This is a genomic window from Gordonia sputi NBRC 100414, from assembly GCF_000248055.1.
GTDB lineage: Bacteria > Actinomycetota > Actinomycetes > Mycobacteriales > Mycobacteriaceae > Gordonia > Gordonia sputi.
In genome coordinates this window covers 1-16,730 of the sequence record NZ_BAFC01000070.1, presented here as the reverse complement: position 1 = coordinate 16,730, position 16,730 = coordinate 1, and the positions used below count along the sequence as shown (strand labels likewise).

The window sequence follows — 16,730 nt, the reverse complement described above, 5'->3', positions numbered from 1 at the left end:
GCCGACGACCTCGGTCTGCAGCTACCAATTGTCGCGTGTTCCGAGTCGTCACGCGCATACCCCGACAAGGCGACACGTGTGCCATGCCCATGGCGCACGCCCGGTCGGTACGATCCCACGATCGGCCTAGTGCAGGGCACGAAGGTCGTCATCACTGGCCCGACGGCGATACCCCGACCTGACCTTGCACGACGTCTCTCTGACGCCGGACTTGACGTGATGAACTCGGCAAGCGGCAAGACCGGACTCGTCATAGCCAATCCCGGATTGCTTGACTCACGGAAACTGCGGCGGGCAAGGGAATCTGGAATCCCGATCCTCGACGAGGCAACTGTCCTAGAACTCGCTGGCCGGATTGTCGCTGGAGTACCGAAGACGGCGCCGGAATCAGTCGATATCGTCACCGTGATTGGCGCGCCGACACCCACGACGGCGAAGCAGTCCGCCAGGTCACTTCCGTCGGGCCCCTGGGCTGGCCGCCGAGTGCTGGTCATGGGTGGCAGTCACCTCGAGGCGACGCTCATGCGTTCGCGTATTACACAGTTGGGTGCGGCGCCAGCCATCAATTTGACCGCAGGTGTCACTGATGTGTTGCTACTCAATGGTGGTGAGGGCGATCCGCGGATGGCCAAGGTTCGCGAGCGATCGTTGACGTTGTTGGGAATACACCACGTCGATGCCGCGCTCGGTGTCGAACCCGACGCAGTCGCGAGCAATGAGCCAACGAGAAGCTCTCCTGCACAAAGGGAACGGACACCGGTGATGATGACGCCAGGGGCGGTGATCGACCTCCCTGCGGGTCTCGCGCAGTTCACCGTCAACGTGTCGTGGAGTTCCGCGCGGCTCGCTGCGCCCGAAGTCGATGTCGTCGCATTCGAACTCGGAAGCGACGGCAATGTGCTCTCCGACGACGAGTTCGTGTTCTTCAATCGACCCGCCAGTCCGGACGGCGTCATGGTGCTCTCCATCGACGGCGACCGCGAGCAGGGGATATCGGTCGACTTGCGGGCCGTCGCCGACGATGCCTCCCGGATCACCGTAGGTGCGACGATCGAGGGTCAGACCTTCGGCGAACTCGGAGCGCTCGCAGTCGATGTGACCACACCCGACTTCGGAATCGCGAGTGCCGTGCTCGACGCCGCTACCACAGAGCGGTCGATGATCATCGCCGAGATTTATCGACGTCGCGGAGTGTGGCGCCTGCGGATGGTTGGGCAGGGATTCGACGATGACCTTGCGGGGTTTGCGACCAGGCATGGCGTCGAAGTCGACGACTGATCTCAGTCCTCAACTCGAATAGGTAGCCCCACCTGTCCGACAAATACACGCGGACGCCGGTTTGTGGCACATGTCCACTCGGTGTTCCCTACCCTTGACCCGTATGCGCCGTCCACCGCACCGCCCGCTCCTCCGCGCCGCAGCGCTGGCCATGGCGCCCGCGCTGATACTCGCGGCCTGCTCGTCGTCGGACAACAACGACGCCCAAGCGGCCGTCACCTGCGGCGAGATCCCGACCGGCACCCCGATCGACTCCAGCGCATCGGCCAAGGCATCACAGGACATCTCTACACGCCCTGAAGCCGCCACCGGGTACCGCACGGGCATGCAGCCCGTGCAGACCAACACCTACGCCGCGGCGACCGCCAACCCGCTCGCCACCAAAGCAGCCTGCGAGACGCTTCGCGATGGCGGCACGGCGGCCGACGCACTCGTCGCCGCGCAGATGGTGCTCGGCCTCGTCGAGCCGCAGTCGTCGGGCATCGGTGGGGGCTCGTTCGCGCTGTACTACGACGCGAAGGCCCACAAGGTCAACGCCTACGACGGCCGAGAGACTGCGCCGGCCGCCGCCACCGAGGACTACCTGCGCTACATCAGCCCCACAGACCAACGAGCACCCATTCCGAGTGCCCGCGCATCCGGCCGCTCCATCGGCGTCCCCGGCGCAGTACGGATGCTCGAAGAGATCCAAAACGAACATGGTCGTACCGCTTGGAAGAATCTCTTCAACCCTGCAGTCAGCCTCTCCGACAACGGCTTCGACATCTCGCCACGCCTCGCAACCGCAATCGCCGAATCCGCCAAAGATCTCAAGGCCGACGACGACGCCCGCTCGTACTTCCTCAACCCCGACGGAACGCCCAAGGCCGCCGGCACCAAGTTGACCAACCCCGCCTACGCAAAGACTCTGGGCGCCTTGGCAACCGACGGCGCGCAAGCCCTGTACTCCGGACCCATCGCCGACGCGATCGTCGCCAAGGCCGGCTCGACGTCGAACGGCATGACCCCGAGTCTCCTCACCACCGACGACCTCAAGAACTACAAGGCGATGCGTCGTGATCCGGTGTCGACGGAGTACCGCGGACACAGGATCGTCGCGATGCCCGGGCCGTCTTCGGGCGGCATCACTGTTGCCGCGACGATGGGCATCCTTTCCAACTTCGACATTCCGTCGATGCCCCCGACGGGCGTCGATCGCGACGGGGGACACCCGGATCCCGAAGCCGTGCACCTGATCAACGAGGCCGAACGCCTCGCCTACGCCGACCGCGACAAGTACATCGCCGACCCCGACTTCATCCCATTGCCAGGCAAGGGTGTTGCGACGATGCTCGATCCCTCATACCTGAAACAGCGTGCGGGACTGATCAAACCGAGTACGTCACTGGGTAAGGCGCAGCCCGGAGATCTCGGTGAGGTTCCGCTCGGCTCCTACACCGGCACAGAGCACGGCACCAGTCACATCACCGTCGCCGACAAGTACGGCAACGTGGCGTCGATGACCACGACCGTCGAGTCGGCATTCGGCAGCTTCCACATGGTCGACGGCTTCATCCTCAACAACCAGCTCACCGACTTCTCCGCCGAACCACGCGATGAGACCGGGGCGCTTCTGGCCAACCGGGTTTCGCCGGGGAAGCGCCCGCGGTCATCGATGGCGCCGACCCTCGTCATGCAGCCCGGGACCAACGGCGCGCCGGACACTTTGACCGCAGCTCTCGGATCTCCCGGCGGCTCCGTGATCATTCAATTCGTGGTGAAAACGCTTGTCGGAATGTTGGATTGGAAGCTGAACCCACAGCAGGCTGTCTCGATGATCGACTTCGGCACGGCCAACACCCCGACGTCGAACGTCGGTGGTGAGCATCCGTTGGTCAACACCGCGAACGACGGCGCCGACGATCCACTCGTGAAGGGTCTACGCGAACGCGGCGAACAGGTGTCGGTCGACGATCAGTCCAGCGGGCTCAGTGCACTGCAGCGCTCAGGCAACGGGTGGCTCGGCGGGGCCGATCCGCGTCGAGAGGGTGCCGTGATGGGCGACGACGCGTCGCTGAGGTGATGCGTGGTGCCACGTTTGAATGACCCCGGTTAACGTCTCGTCGTCGTACCACGACACTCCGTATGTCCAGGCAGTACCGAGGCGCTGAAGGAGAAGCGAATGGTGGCACAGCAATCATCGACAGGGCGCATCAGGACCTGGCGAGCCTTCGGGTCTCGAACTGCAGGGGCATTCATCGTCACCGCGAGCGCGATGGTCGGCGTCGGACTGGCCGCGGGGCAGGCATCCGCCGCGCCCTACAACCCGGCTCCGCCGGTCACGGTGTGCTCGACGACCTCCCAGAATCCTTACTTCCCGCCGCTGCCCGTCTCTAACCTCCTCCGCGTCGGCCAGTCGGGCCGCGTCGTCGAGAACCCGACGAGGCGGGTAATCGACTACGGCAAGGTCGATTTCGAATTTCTGAATGCCAACCAACTCTTCACGCCGGCCTTCGACCAAACCGTCCGTTTCACGTGGCGCAACCTCGACTCCGGAAAGACCGGAGTGGCGATCGGCCGCACGCCGGTCCGCGGTGAGGTGTCCATCGCGTACGCGGAACGCGTGCACACCGGCCCCGGTCGGATCGTCGTCAGAGCTGACGTGACCAACCGCGGTCAGGCCAACACCGGGTCGTCGGGCGCGGTCACGCGTACAACGTGCTCGGGAAGGTCCTTCGTCGTCGTCTGAGACCTGGCCGAGCCGCGCGATCATGTTGCGTGGGACCCTGGGTACCGAAAATGCCCCCGTGGATCCCACGCAACTGCTGAGTGTCAGTGCGTCTCGACCGTCCGCGCCAGAATTCCTAGCGTCGCGCGCAAACCGGCCTCGGGGATGATCGGGAACCGGCCCTTGATGTCCTCGTTGGTGACGCGGCTCCAGTCGTAGTACGACGTGACCAGCGTGCCTTCTTCGACCGGTTCGAGCCGGTAGCCGTACCGGTGATCGAGGGGCGGGCGGACCGTGCCGATGATCGTCCACTCGATCCAGCGGTCCTTCTCGAATCCCGTGATGATCACCCGGACGTCGTACTTGCCCATCGGGAGATCGTTGAGTGACTCACGGTCCATATGGACGACGAATTCGTCATCCACCGCGCTGACCGGCGAGCCCTCCGCACTTTGCAACATGCCTGAGCTGTCGATGGCGACGTGACCTCCCGGCGAGGTCAGAAGCTCAAAGATCGCCGATGGTTCGGCCCGGATCAGGCGGGTGATCTCGAATAGCTCGGGCATCGGATTCCTCAGCTTCGACGATTCTTGTCAGCGACACCGAAAGCCTAATCGCTGCCACCCCGAGAGGATCGAAGGCGCTGCATCAACAGATGTCGGTTTCGGAGTCGTTTCGTCCGATCTTGAGCTAATCCACCTGAACGTACGACAGTCCTGCAATCGGCGGCGAACACCCAGTCGCTCTGATTCGCGTCCCTAAGAATCGCGCAGATTCATACCCTCGGCGCGGCGTCGACCTGGAACTAACCTGGCATCGGTTACGAGCGTCAGCGCCCAGCCCTGGCTTGCTGACCAGCAACCCTCCGTCGTGGTGGGGTGCTCCAGGTGACAACCCGACGGGATTCGACCGCCCGTAACGACGACGCCGAGGACGAAGACCGAGAACTGTGACCACCGAACTCACCGCCGCGCACGCGCGCCCGCTCACTCGCGGGCCGGACGACGCGGATCTACTCTCCGCCAAGCTGGTCAAGGCCCGCAAGCCCGGCCAGTGGGTGAGCAGTGCGGTCGTGCTCGTGCTCGCGGCGATGCTGATCCACACGCTGGTCACCAACCCGCGATTCCAGTGGGATGTGGTCGGCAACTACTTCTTTCACGATTCGATCCTGCGCGGACTCGGCCTCACCCTGTGGCTGACCGCCGCAGTGATGGTGTGCGGCTTCGCCTTGGGCATTGTGCTGGCGGTGATGCGACTGTCGTCGAATCCCATCCTGTCGTCACTAAGCGCGGGCTACGTCTGGCTGATCCGATCAATCCCGCCGCTGGTTCAACTGCTGTTCTGGTACGAGCTCGCATCGTTGTACCCCCAACTGTCACTGGGTATTCCGTTCGGCCCCGAGTTCGTGAAGGCAGACACCGCGCACTTGTTCTCGGGTGTTCTCGCGGCCTTCGTCGCGCTGACCATCGACGTCGCGGCCTTCGCCGCAGAGATCGTGCGCGGTGGCATCCTGTCCGTAGACCGCGGCCAGGCCGAGGCCGCAGAAGCGTTGGGACTGAGCAGGTATCGCATCTTCCGCCGGATCATCCTGCCGCAGGCCATGCCCGCCATCGTGCCGGCGTCGGGAAACCTGCTGATAGGTCTGCTGAAGGCGACGTCGATCGTCAGCGTCATCGCGGTGCAAGATCTGCTCTATTCGGCGCAGTTGATCTACCAGCAGAACTACCTGATCCTGCCGCTACTGCTCGTCGCGACCATCTGGTACATCATCGTCACCAGCCTGCTGTCGATCGGACAGTGCTTCGTCGAACGCCACTACTCGCGCGGCAATCGCCGTACGCAACAGGGATTTTGGACGACGGTCCGTCAGAATCTTCCGCTGTTCGGCCGCGTGCGCACCGATCTGCGCCGACTCGACGACAGCGCGGTGCGAGCGTGAATTTCTCGATAGCGCGCCACAAACCTCTGCGCATCGAACGCGACGAGACTCTTCCCCTCGTGCGAGTCAGAGGTCTGCGCAAGAGTTTCGGACTCCACAAGGTGCTCGACGGCATTGACGTCGACGTCCCGACAGGCACCGTGACCGTGCTGCTCGGACCATCGGGCTCTGGCAAGTCGACGCTGCTGCGCTGCATCAATCATCTCGAGAAGCCCGACGACGGCTTCGTCGAGGTCGGCGGCGAGATCATCGGATACCGACCATCGGCAGGCAAGCTGCATGAACTGTCGCACCGCGAGATCGCGCGGCAGCGTTCGACAATCGGGATGGTGTTCCAGCAGTTCAACCTGTTCGGCCATATGACGGTGCTGCAGAACGTGATCGAGGGCCCGTTGGCGGCAGGCATATCGCGTCGCGAGGCGCAGGCACGCGCGAGCGATCTCCTCGAACGAGTCGGCATGGCCGGCCGCGAAGACGCCTACCCGCGCCAGCTCTCCGGCGGACAACAGCAGCGCGTCGCCATCGCACGCGCCTTGGCTCTCGAGCCGCGCCTGCTGCTGTTCGACGAGCCGACCAGTGCGCTCGACCCCGAACTCGTCGGCGAGGTCCTCGCTGTCATCCGCGATCTCGCACGCAGCGGCATGACCATGGTGATCGTCACCCACGAGATCGGATTCGCCCGCGAGGTGGCCGACCAGGCGATCTTCCTCGACGGCGGACGGATCGTCGAATCAGGGTTTCCCGCAGAGATTCTCGACGATCCGCAACACGAGCGCACCAGGGCGTTCCTCTCCGCAGTGCTGTGACGGCCATAGACCACCTGCACCCGGACGAGTCCCCACATGCAAGAACAGTTCTCACACAAAGGATCCAGATGATGACCCACCGCCCCCGCATCCTCACTCTGCTGGCCATCACGGCTGTGATCGGGAGCGTGGCGTTGAGCGGCTGCGGTTCGTCCGACGACCCCTCCGCGACCGCGGAGGCGTCTGCCGTTCCGACACAGGACATCACGACCAGCATTGCCAAGGACGATTCAATCAGTGCCGAACTACCCCAAAGTGTGCGCACGGCAGGCTCGCTGACCGTCGGGACCACTCAGACCCCGGGAACGTCGAATCTGCCACACGGCGGTGTGGTCGACGACAAGAACGTCGGGCTCGACCTCGACCTGCGCACCGCGATCGGCAAGGTCCTCGGCATCAACTGGAACGTGCAGTACGGCACCTTCGCCTCGATCATCCCCGGTGTCCAGAATGGAAAATACCAAGTGGGACAGGCGAATTTCGGTGTCACCGCCGAGCGCGAGAAGGTCCTCGACTTCTCGACCTACCTCAACGACGGCCAGGGGTTTCTCGGCTCGTCTCACGTAGACCTGCAAAAGGTCTCCACAATCACCGACGTTTGCGGCTACACCATCGCCACCACGCCCGGGTCGACCTTCCAGACCCTGCTCAGCTCGCACGTCGGCGACTGCGCGAAGATCGGCAAGAAGCCCTGGACTGTCCAGTACTTCAACGACACCGCCCCCATCTTCCTGGGTCTGGCCAACGGCAAGGTGGACCTCTTCTTCGGCCCGGTCCTGAGCCTGAAGTACGACGAAAAGCACGTCGAGGGAACCAAATTCCTCGGCCAGATCAGCTCGACGTCAGTCGGATTCGTCACCGCCAAGGACTCGGGCCTGGCCAAACCGCTGTCCGACGCCGTCAACAAGCTCATCAAGACCGGCGACTACGCCAAGATCTTCGCGAAGTGGGGTGTCCCGGACACAGGCGTCGACAAGTCGACCATCAATCCCCCAAGTAGTTTTTGACGCCGAGTACTTTCTGACACCCGCGCAGTCGCTGACGTCACCGTCATCCACGCAACTGGCCTCGCCCGCGGATGTCAGTCCCGTGTGGTTGTCTGAACTGCATGGGGGACAGGTGGACCACTGACGAGGTGCTGGCGCTCGCGCCCGACGCCTCGTCGGCCAAGGCCGGTCAGAAGCTGGCCACCCCGACGCCCTGGTCAGGCACCGGTGCAGCCGATTCGCTGGTGTGGGGTCACTGCAAGGGCAGCGGCAAAACGCCGTACCAGACCATCGTCGAACTCACCTCGCCGGCCTTCAAGTGCTCGTGTCCGTCACGGAAGTTCCCGTGCAAACACGCTCTCGGACTCCTGCTGCTGTGGGCACAAGGTGAAGTTGCCGATGCCGCGCAGCCCGCTGACCACGCCGCAGCATGGCTCGCCGCGAGACGCGAGCGGCAGTCCGCCGCGCCCGCGCAGCCGGCCGCCTCCAAAGATCCCGGCCGCGCGGCCTCGACCGCAGCGCAACGCGTCCGCCGTGTCGGCAGCGGTATCGACGAATTGCAACTCTGGCTCACCGACCAGCTCGGCCACGGCCTGGCGGGCACCGACGTCGACGCCTACGGCCGATTCGACGGCGTCGCCGCACGGCTGGTCGATGCCCAGGCCCCGGGGTTGGCGTCCAAGATCCGAGCGCTACCCGAGTTGTTCGCGGGACCCACGAGCGGCGTCGACTGGCCGGCACGCCTACTGGAAGAGTTCGGCAGCCTGTGGTCGTTGAGCGCCGCACATCAGCGGCTCGACCTCCTACCTGCCGATCTCGCCGCCACGGTCCGCCGACACATCGGCTATCCCGTCGCCAAAGCGGATGTCCTCGCCGCCGAGGGCATCACAGACACGTGGTTGTGCCTCGGCCGTCGAGACACCGACGACGACCGGCTCCAGACTCGGCGAACCTGGATCTGGGGTGCGAAGACCAAGCGCTTCGGTGTCCTGCTCGATTACGCGCCCAAGGGCGGCGTATTGCCGATGCGTCCCAGGGTGGGCGCAACGCTGGTCGCGGCGATGCACTTCTACCCGGGCTCGCCTCTGCTGCGCTGCCTCTACGACGACGCAGAGTCACCGCAGCCCGACGCAGAGTCACCGCAGCCCGACGCACTCCCACATCCCGATCCGCTCGGCATGCTCGTGCTCTCCGACATCGCCGCGGCCAGGCGCGCCCACGCGCAGGCGATCGCCGACGATCCGTGGGCGCGGCGGTGGCCGGTGGTGCTCGACGCGCGACTCGGTCGCACCGTCGCGGGCCGACCGGCGGCAATCGATCACACGGGCGACGCAATCGACATCCTCGTGACGGGCGAGCGCTGGCCCCTGCTACTCGCGCTCACCGGAGGCGCGCGGGTACCGATCTTCGGGAGTCTCGGAACAGACGGACTCGACGTCGAGTCGGTGATCGTCGACGGCGGTGTGGTCCGCGTATGAGGATGGCTGCCGTATGAGTACCTGGGACGAGGTGGTCTCGGCCGCGCTCGTCGGCGTCCGCAGCCGACCGATCACCACGCACGGCGTCGATCCCGTGATCGAGGCGCATCTGCCAGATGAAGTCGCTGACCCGGCGGTCACAACCCTGCAGATCGCGGCACTGAGCGCCGTCGCACGGTGCGCGAGCGGGCCGCCGACGATCGCTGCCGAACCCATCCCCGCCTCGCCAGACGACCCGAGGCCGCGCATCTCCGATCAGATCGCAGGCAACCTCGACCGCGCGATGATGCTGTCGCCGCAGCTCGAACTCTGGTGCTTCGACCTGCTCGCGCGGTCGCACGTCCGGCCTCCCGCACGCATGCTCCCGACGCTCCTCGCCCGTACCGCGCGCAGGGTCGAGATCCGCGCTGCGGTAACCACTTTCGTCGGTCCACGCGGACGATGGCTGGCCGAACAAGCCCCCGAGCTGAAAGCCGTGCTCGACGCCCCCTCGACGTCGGGCGACATCGCAGATACCTCCGCGTGGACCCATGGCGAACCCGACGAGCGTGCGTCCTACCTGCGATCGCTGCGGGAGCGCGACCCAGATGCTGCGCGAGAACTCCTCGAATCCGCATGGCGCACAGAAGACGGACCCAGTCGTGAACTGTTACTGCCCATCCTCGGTCGCACGCCGTCGTTGTCTGACGAGCCCCTGCTCGAGCGCGCGCTCGACGATCGGCGCAGCAATGTCAGGACAACTGCGGCCGGAATTCTCGACCACATCGACGGCTCGGCGCACCAGCAGCGCATCCTCGACGCGGCGTCGAAATTACTGTTGCTCAACGAAGAACGGCACCTCATGCGCCGACGCCCCGTGCTGCAGGCGACGCTGCCTACTGAGCCGAATGCGGCGCTCGCACGCGACGGACTCACGCTGACCGTGCCGTCAAACGCAAGGCGTGGGGTCGGCGCCCACGTGCTCGCGCAGCTGGTGTCACGGATTCGGCCGTCGCTCTGGGAAAAAAGGTTCGCAATGTCACCGGCGCAGATCGTCGCAGCAATCGGTTCTGACCAGAGCCCGCTCGTCGTCGGATTGAGCCACGCCGCAGTGACATTCGACGATCGGCGCTGGGCGACTGCACTGATGACACACCCCGATGCGCTACCGGTCGTCTTCGTGGCCGCCGATCCGCTGGAGGTGTCACGTGCCTTCGACGACCTACCCGACGACCGACGCCTCGCGGCTCTGCGCGTCCTGCCGACCCCGTGGCCGGAGAACAACGCGCACGCCTCACTACGCCTGCTCGCCGCCACCGTGTCGGGAACCGCGCGCAGCGGGCCCACGGCAGAACTGTTCGACCTGATGTCGGTTGGCCTCCCGGCCACCGATGCGTGGCGCGACGCCGTGCGTGCGGTGGGTGCGCGTGTCGCGACCGCGCCCGCACAGTTCGCCCGCCTGGCCGAGTCCATCCGTATCCGTATCGTCCTCACGAGGGAGTTCGCATGACCACTGCAGACGATCTGCTCCGACCACACGCCGAGCAGCTCTACGCCGACGAACTCGCGGCACTGGCCCGCACAGACACCGCTAGCCGCCCTGCCAATTGGCTGCTGTCGCCGTCGGCGGTCGTCACCTACCTTCTCGGCGGCACTCTCGACGACGGCACGGTGATCTCACCGAAGTACATCGGACCCCGACGGCTGATGGAGGTGGCCGTGGCGACGTTGGCCACCGACCGCGCACTGCTCCTTCTCGGGGTGCCCGGAACAGCGAAAACCTGGGTGTCCGAGCACCTTGCGGCAGCGATCAGTGGGACGTCGACGCTGTTGGTGCAGGGGACGGCAGGCACGCCCGAGGAGGCGATCCGCTACGGCTGGAACTACGCCCGGCTGCTCGCCGAGGGACCGTCGAACGAGGCACTGGTGCCCTCACCGATCATGGTGGCGATGCGGGAGGGCAAGATCGCGCGACTCGAGGAGCTCACGCGTATCCCCTCCGACGTGCAGGACGCGCTGATCACCATCCTCTCGGAGAAGACGCTGCCGGTGCCGGAACTCGGGATAGAGGTGCAGGCCACCAAGGGATTCAGCGTGATCGCGACGGCCAACGATCGTGACCGCGGAGTCAACGACCTGTCGTCGGCGCTCCGACGCCGCTTCAACACGGTGGTGTTGCCGCTGCCCGCCTCGGCCGAGGACGAAGTCGATATCGTGACTCAACGTGTTGCTGCACTGGGAAAGTCGCTGGAGCTTCCCGAATTGCCCTCTGCCGCAGACGAGATCCGACGCGTGGTCACCGTCTTCCGCGAGTTGCGCTCCGGGGTCACCGAGGATGGGCGGTCGAAGGTGAAGCAACCCAGCGGCACACTGTCGACCGCGGAGGCCATCTCGGTCATCACCCACGGCATCGCGATGTCGGCACACTTCGGCGACGGCGTGCTCCGGCCCGCCGACGTGGCAGCGGGTATCCAGGGCGCGGTGATCAAAGACCCGGGAGCCGATTCGGTGATCTGGACCGAGTACCTGGAAAGCGTTGTGCGAGAACGCTCCGACTGGGCCGACTTCTACCGCGCCGCGCGCGGGGCGCTCCGCTGACCCGCATGTCCGCACCTCTCGTCGACTCGCACGCCCCGCCGGGTACCTACGTGCTTGGCATCCGACACCACGGGCCGGGTTCGGCCCGCGCGGTACGCAGCGAACTCGATCGCATTGCGCCAGACGCCGTTCTCATCGAGGGGCCTGCCGATGCGTCGGATCTGATCCCAGCCGTCGTCGACCCGGGCATGTCGCCCCCCGTCGCCCTCCTCGGATACGCGGCAGACGATCCGTCGCGTGCCGCGTTCTGGCCGTTCGCCGAGTTCTCGCCGGAATGGCAGGCCATGCGCTGGGCGGTGCGCGCCCGAGTGCACGTCGCGTTCTGCGACCTTCCCACGACGATGGTGCTCGCACACCGCACCGAGACGGGTCAGACACCCGCCGACCCGACTCCGGGGGAGCCGCGCGAACCCGGTGAGGATGCGCCTGGTCGGGTTCGGATCGACCCGGTGCGCACGCTTGCCACCGCGGCCGGCTACTCCGACCCGGAGCGCTGGTGGGACGACGTCGTCGAAACACGCGGCGAAGCAGAAGGATTCGCGGCGATAGCCGAGGCGATGGCCGCGCTGCGCGAGGACGACTTCTTGCGCTCGCCCGACGAGTCCGACCCGGAGGAACTCCACGACGAACGCCGCGAAGCCCACATGCGTCAGGTACTCCGCACGACGTTGAAGCGGCCGGGTGTCGAACGCGTCGCCGTCGTCTGTGGTGCATGGCATGCACCGGCTCTGTCGGGGAAGTTGCCGCCCGCTGCCGGCGATACACGAATCCTGAAGGGAACGCCCAAGGTTCGTAGCAAGGTCGCGTGGGTACCGTGGACCCATTCGCGCATCGCCAGCGCGTCCGGGTACGGGGCGGGTGTGATCTCACCGGGTTGGTATCACCACTTGTTCACCACGTCCGACGATGTGATCGTGCGCTGGCTGATCCACCAGGCACGACTGTTGCGCGACAAAGACATCGACGTGTCGTCGGCCCACATCATCGAGACTGCACGACTGGCGGAAGCTCTCGCGGTGATGCGACACCGACCGCTGCCTGGATTGGCAGAGGTCACGGAGGCGACCCACGCCGTGATGCTCGACGGCGATACCGGACTGTCCGACATGATGTATCGCGAGGCCGTCATCGGGGAGCGGCTCGGATCGGTTCCCGACGACGCTCCCGTTGTCCCGCTGCAGGCCGATGTCACCGCGACGGCGCGGTCGGCGCGACTCAAGATCGATCCGGTGGCCAAAGAGCTGGCGTTGGATCTTCGCAAACCGGCCGACATGGCCAAATCCCTGCTGCTGCACCGGCTCCTCGTGCTCGGCGTCGAGTGGGGCGAACCCCGCGACGTGACCGGAATGGGCACATTCAAAGAGGGCTGGATCGTCGCATGGCGACCCGACTACGTCATCGACGTCGTGATGGCCTCGGTGTGGGGCACGACGGTGCTGGGCGCCGCCACCGCCAAGATCGTCGACAAGGCAACGAGCGCCGACACGTTGGGTGAGGTCACCGAAGCGTTGGAGTCGGCACTTCTCGCCGAACTCGTCGATGCGGTGGCGCCTGTCCTGACCGCACTCGACGAGCGAGCCGCCGTCGACCACGACGTCGCGCACCTGATGCAGGCACTACCAGCACTCGGACGCGCGCAGCGCTACGGAGACGTCCGCGGCACCGACACCGCCTCGCTGCACCTCGTCGCATCGTCGTTGCTCACCCGCATCTGCGTCGGCATCCCCTCCGCCATCTCGAGTCTCAACGATGACGCTGCGAAAGCCCTGAAAGCGCATCTCGACGCCACCCACGAGACGGTGGTCCTGCTCGACGAGCAGGACATGGGCCGCTGGATCGGGGCACTGCGCACGATCGCCGACCGGTGTGATGTGAACGGTCTGTTGGTCGGCCGAGCCACGCGATTGCTGCTTGACGGCGGACACATCGATGCCGCCGACGCCGCCGGCCGGTTGCAGTTCGCGTTGTCGACGGGAGCCACCCCGACGTCGAAAACCCAATGGATCGACGGCTTTCTGGGTGACGGTGGGCTGCTGCTCGTCCACGACCGCGATCTGTTGGTGATCCTCGACGAGTGGCTGAGCACGCTCGGCGAGCGTGACTTCACCGACGTTCTGCCGTTGCTGCGCAGGACTTTCGGGCTGTTCGACACTTCGGTGCGTCGCAACATCGGCAACCGGGTCGCATCACTCGACCGCACCGACGGCCTTCCGGCCAGCACGACGACCTTCGATCCCGATCTCGCCGCGCCTGCGGTGCGCGTTGTCGCCGACATATTGGGGTTGCGATGACCGACGGCACACGAGACGTGCGCGCCAGACGCTGGCGCTTGGTGCTCGGAGATGCAGCGGCAGAACAACTTCCGTCGCTGACCGGCTCCGATGCCGCTATGGACGGTGCGCTGTCGGCGCTGTATGACGCCGACGCGTCGCGCAGGGGTGGGTTGGGCAAGTCGGCTCCGTCGGTCGCCCGATGGCTCGGCGACATACGAAAGTACTTCCCGCAAACCGTTGTTCAGGTGATGCAACACGACGCCGTCGAGCGGCTGAACCTGTACTCGCTGCTCGCAGAACCCGAACTGATCGATGCGGTCGAACCCGACATCGAGATGGTCACCACGCTCATGGCACTCGGGCGGGCGATTCCGGCGAGTTCGAAGGCTTCGGCGCGAGCGTTGGTGCGCAAGGTGGTCGACGAGGTGGAACGACGCATCGCCCACCGCACCCGAAGCGCAGTCGGCGCAGCCATCGACCGCGCAGCCCGGGTGACCCGACCGATGTTCCGCGACATCGATTGGAACGCAACGATCGCTCGCAATCTGCACAACTACTTACCGGAGTACAAGACCGTTGTTCCCGAACGGCTCGTCGGCCACGGTCGCCGTTCACAAATGGTCAGCAAAGACATCGTCATCGCGATCGACCAGTCCGGATCGATGGCCCAATCGATCGTGTACGCGTCGATCTTTGGAGCGGTGATTGCCACGATGCGGTCGGTTCGGACGTCGTTGGTGCTCTTCGACACCGAGGTCGTCGACCTCACCGGTCAACTCGACGACCCCGTGGACGTGCTGTTCGGCGCGACGCTAGGCGGCGGAACCGACATCAATCGCGCGATCGCTTACTGCCAAACCCTCATCAGCAGGCCCAATGACAGCATCTTCGTGCTCATCTCGGACCTGTACGAGGGCGGAATCCGCGACGAGATGCTCAAGCGGATCGCGCAGCTGCAGGCCGACGGCGTGCAGGTCATCGTGTTGCTGGCGCTGTCGGGCGAGGGAGCGCCGTCGTTCGATCGCGACATCGCAGGAGCGCTGGGTGCCATGGGTGTTCCGGCGTTCGCGTGTACGCCCGACGCCTTCCCGGAGTTGCTCGCCCTCGCGATCGGGCGCGGCGACATCGTCGGATGGGCCGATGCCAACGAACTGGCACAGCGTGGCATGGAAGACGAATGAGGCTTGGGCGCCGGGCGGGTGGCGTCAGCTGGTCGCCGCGCTGGCGGTCCCGTCGAGTGAGGCCATGTACTGGCTCGCTATCGACAGAATGCGTCGGCCGCGCTTGGATTCCAGCGAATGCATGTGCCCGTCGGGAAGTTCGCTGTCGCTGGCGAGGTGCATCAGGATCGCCGCCAACGACGACGCCGTGCGGCACGGAATCACGAGCAGCGTCGCGTTTCGGTGGGAGCCGTTGAGCGTCATGAGCGGCGGAACCGTCGGAGAGTCTGCAGAGTCGAGACCGGGGTAGCGCCGGTAGCTTTGCCAGTGCACGGATATCGAGGTGACCTCGCCGAGTCGGGGCGCCGCCGCACCGGACAGACTGCTCAGTTCATCGGCGAGGTTCGCAGTGTACGGATACCACGCCCCGGCGATCGGGGCGCTGCGATCAGTGGTGAACCGAACCCGGGTGGGACCCAACGTGACCACCGGACACTCTCCTGACCGGCTGTGACGCCGCGTTCGCCGGTGACCAAAACCCGACGGTGACCAACACACGACCACGCGAGTACGTCGGCTATGAGTGCAAATCAGTTGAACCAGACTATACGCCCATGACCTGCGAAAAGTCGGCGCGGCCCTACACTTGCACATATGGCGATAGTGAACCGCGGCTTCGTCGGACGCCGCGACAGGATGGCCGATCGGCTGCCGCCAGGACAGTATTCGACCCTCGACTTCCCGGTCTTGTCCGCAGAGCCGACGCCGGTGCTGCCACTTGACTCCTGGCGCTTGACGATTCAGTCGTCGGATCATCGTGCACACAGTCTCCGGTGGCGGGACTTCCTCGCCCTGCCGCACCGGGACATCACGACCGATATCCACTGCGTCACACGGTGGTCGAAGTTCGACACCCGTTGGCGTGGAGTTGCTTTCGACGACTTGTTGGCGGTACTCCCGTGGCCACCGGACGCCTACGTGATGGCACATTGCTACGGCGGATACACCACCAACGTGCCGCTTACTGATCTGACAGATGGAAGGGGCTGGCTGGCAGATACCTTCGACGGTGAGCCGCTCGCGCCTGAACACGGTGGCCCGGTACGGCTGCTCGTACCGCATCTGTACTTCTGGAAGAGCGCGAAATGGGTTCGGCGCCTGCGGTTCATGCCCCATGACGCTCCTGGATTCTGGGAAGAGCGCGGCTATCACATCTACGGTGATCCCTGGCGTGAGCAGCGCTACTCGTGACAGTGAGGGAGTGTTGACAATGCGCTGGCAGATCACGACGGTCGTCGGGGCAGAGATGCAGACTCCGACCGCGAGATCGCTGCGACTCGCGCTGAGTGAACCGATGAGCGCCGATGCAGGCGCACACGTCGACATCCGGCTCACCGCGGAGGACGGATACTCGACGGCAAGGCCATACTCGCTTTCCGACGTCCGCGAGACGCGCACCATCGAGGTGACCATCGAGAAGGTCGACGACGGCGAGGAGTCGCCCTACCTCGTCGACATGGTCGAGG

At 65.3% G+C, this 16,730-nt stretch carries 15 protein-coding genes and 1 riboswitch; of the genes, 13 read left to right on the top strand and 2 right to left on the bottom strand.

The window, feature by feature from the left end:
* Nucleotides 1–78 precede the first annotated feature (78 nt).
* The 3 genes from GOSPT_RS11710 (at nt 79) to GOSPT_RS11700 (ending at nt 4,006) form a co-directional block, all read left to right on the top strand.
* Nucleotides 79–1,278, top strand: a complete 1,200-nt coding sequence (locus tag GOSPT_RS11710; RefSeq protein WP_005206400.1) for a TerD family protein — start codon at nt 79–81, stop codon at nt 1,276–1,278.
* A gap of 103 nt (nt 1,279–1,381) precedes the next feature.
* On the top strand, nt 1,382–3,340 hold the full coding sequence (locus GOSPT_RS11705) for a gamma-glutamyltransferase family protein (protein ID WP_039855774.1): 1,959 nt from the start codon (nt 1,382–1,384) through the stop codon (nt 3,338–3,340).
* Nucleotides 3,341–3,439: 99 nt separating this feature from the next.
* On the top strand, nt 3,440–4,006 hold the full coding sequence (locus GOSPT_RS11700) for a hypothetical protein (RefSeq protein ID WP_210735007.1): 567 nt from the start codon (nt 3,440–3,442) through the stop codon (nt 4,004–4,006).
* 83 nt (nt 4,007–4,089) lie between these two features.
* Here the strand turns inward: GOSPT_RS11700 and GOSPT_RS11695 are convergent, their stop codons facing one another.
* The gene (locus GOSPT_RS11695; protein WP_005206394.1) at nt 4,090–4,551 is read right to left on the bottom strand and encodes an SRPBCC family protein; all 462 of its coding nucleotides are present in this window, start codon (nt 4,549–4,551) and stop codon (nt 4,090–4,092) included.
* Nucleotides 4,552–4,803: 252 nt separating this feature from the next.
* Nucleotides 4,804–4,913: riboswitch (SAM riboswitch) on the top strand.
* A gap of 21 nt (nt 4,914–4,934) precedes the next feature.
* Here GOSPT_RS11695 and GOSPT_RS11690 point away from each other — a divergent pair.
* The 8 genes from GOSPT_RS11690 (at nt 4,935) to GOSPT_RS11655 (ending at nt 15,225) form a co-directional block, all read left to right on the top strand.
* Complete coding sequence (locus GOSPT_RS11690) at nt 4,935–5,924, top strand: amino acid ABC transporter permease (RefSeq protein ID WP_005206392.1); 990 nt, start codon at nt 4,935–4,937, stop codon at nt 5,922–5,924.
* 26 nt (nt 5,925–5,950) lie between these two features.
* Nucleotides 5,951–6,730 (top strand): amino acid ABC transporter ATP-binding protein, encoded by a 780-nt coding sequence (locus GOSPT_RS11685; RefSeq protein ID WP_039855783.1) that lies wholly within the window; start codon nt 5,951–5,953, stop codon nt 6,728–6,730.
* Nucleotides 6,731–6,801: 71 nt separating this feature from the next.
* On the top strand, nt 6,802–7,737 hold the full coding sequence (locus GOSPT_RS11680) for a transporter substrate-binding domain-containing protein (RefSeq protein WP_005206388.1): 936 nt from the start codon (nt 6,802–6,804) through the stop codon (nt 7,735–7,737).
* Nucleotides 7,738–7,838: 101 nt separating this feature from the next.
* Complete coding sequence (locus tag GOSPT_RS11675) at nt 7,839–9,194, top strand: SWIM zinc finger family protein (RefSeq protein ID WP_005206386.1); 1,356 nt, start codon at nt 7,839–7,841, stop codon at nt 9,192–9,194.
* 13 nt (nt 9,195–9,207) lie between these two features.
* Nucleotides 9,208–10,683, top strand: coding sequence for a DUF5691 domain-containing protein (locus GOSPT_RS11670; RefSeq protein WP_005206383.1), 1,476 nt, complete (start codon nt 9,208–9,210; stop codon nt 10,681–10,683).
* Nucleotides 10,680–11,771: an ATP-binding protein gene (locus tag GOSPT_RS11665; protein ID WP_005206381.1), complete on the top strand. Its 1,092-nt coding sequence runs from the start codon at nt 10,680–10,682 to the stop codon at nt 11,769–11,771. The genes GOSPT_RS11670 and GOSPT_RS11665 overlap by 4 nt, the downstream gene beginning before the upstream one ends.
* Nucleotides 11,772–11,776: 5 nt before the next feature.
* A complete protein-coding gene (locus tag GOSPT_RS11660) occupies nt 11,777–14,062 on the top strand; it encodes a DUF5682 family protein (protein ID WP_005206379.1) in 2,286 nt (761 codons plus the stop codon).
* Nucleotides 14,059–15,225 (top strand): VWA domain-containing protein, encoded by a 1,167-nt coding sequence (locus GOSPT_RS11655; protein WP_005206376.1) that lies wholly within the window; start codon nt 14,059–14,061, stop codon nt 15,223–15,225. The genes GOSPT_RS11660 and GOSPT_RS11655 overlap by 4 nt, the downstream gene beginning before the upstream one ends.
* A 24-nt stretch (nt 15,226–15,249) precedes the next feature.
* Here GOSPT_RS11655 and GOSPT_RS11650 read toward each other — a convergent pair whose 3' ends face one another.
* Nucleotides 15,250–15,693: a DUF5994 family protein gene (locus tag GOSPT_RS11650; RefSeq protein ID WP_005206374.1), complete on the bottom strand. Its 444-nt coding sequence runs from the start codon at nt 15,691–15,693 to the stop codon at nt 15,250–15,252.
* A gap of 165 nt (nt 15,694–15,858) precedes the next feature.
* Here GOSPT_RS11650 and GOSPT_RS11645 point away from each other — a divergent pair, with 165 nt between their 5' ends.
* Both GOSPT_RS11645 and GOSPT_RS11640 read left to right on the top strand, forming a co-directional pair.
* Nucleotides 15,859–16,455, top strand: coding sequence for a sulfite oxidase-like oxidoreductase (locus GOSPT_RS11645; RefSeq protein ID WP_005206372.1), 597 nt, complete (start codon nt 15,859–15,861; stop codon nt 16,453–16,455).
* A gap of 19 nt (nt 16,456–16,474) precedes the next feature.
* Nucleotides 16,475–16,730, top strand: a 256-nt coding sequence (locus GOSPT_RS11640; RefSeq protein ID WP_005206371.1) for a ferredoxin reductase domain-containing protein, incomplete at its 3' end; no start/stop codon positions are given.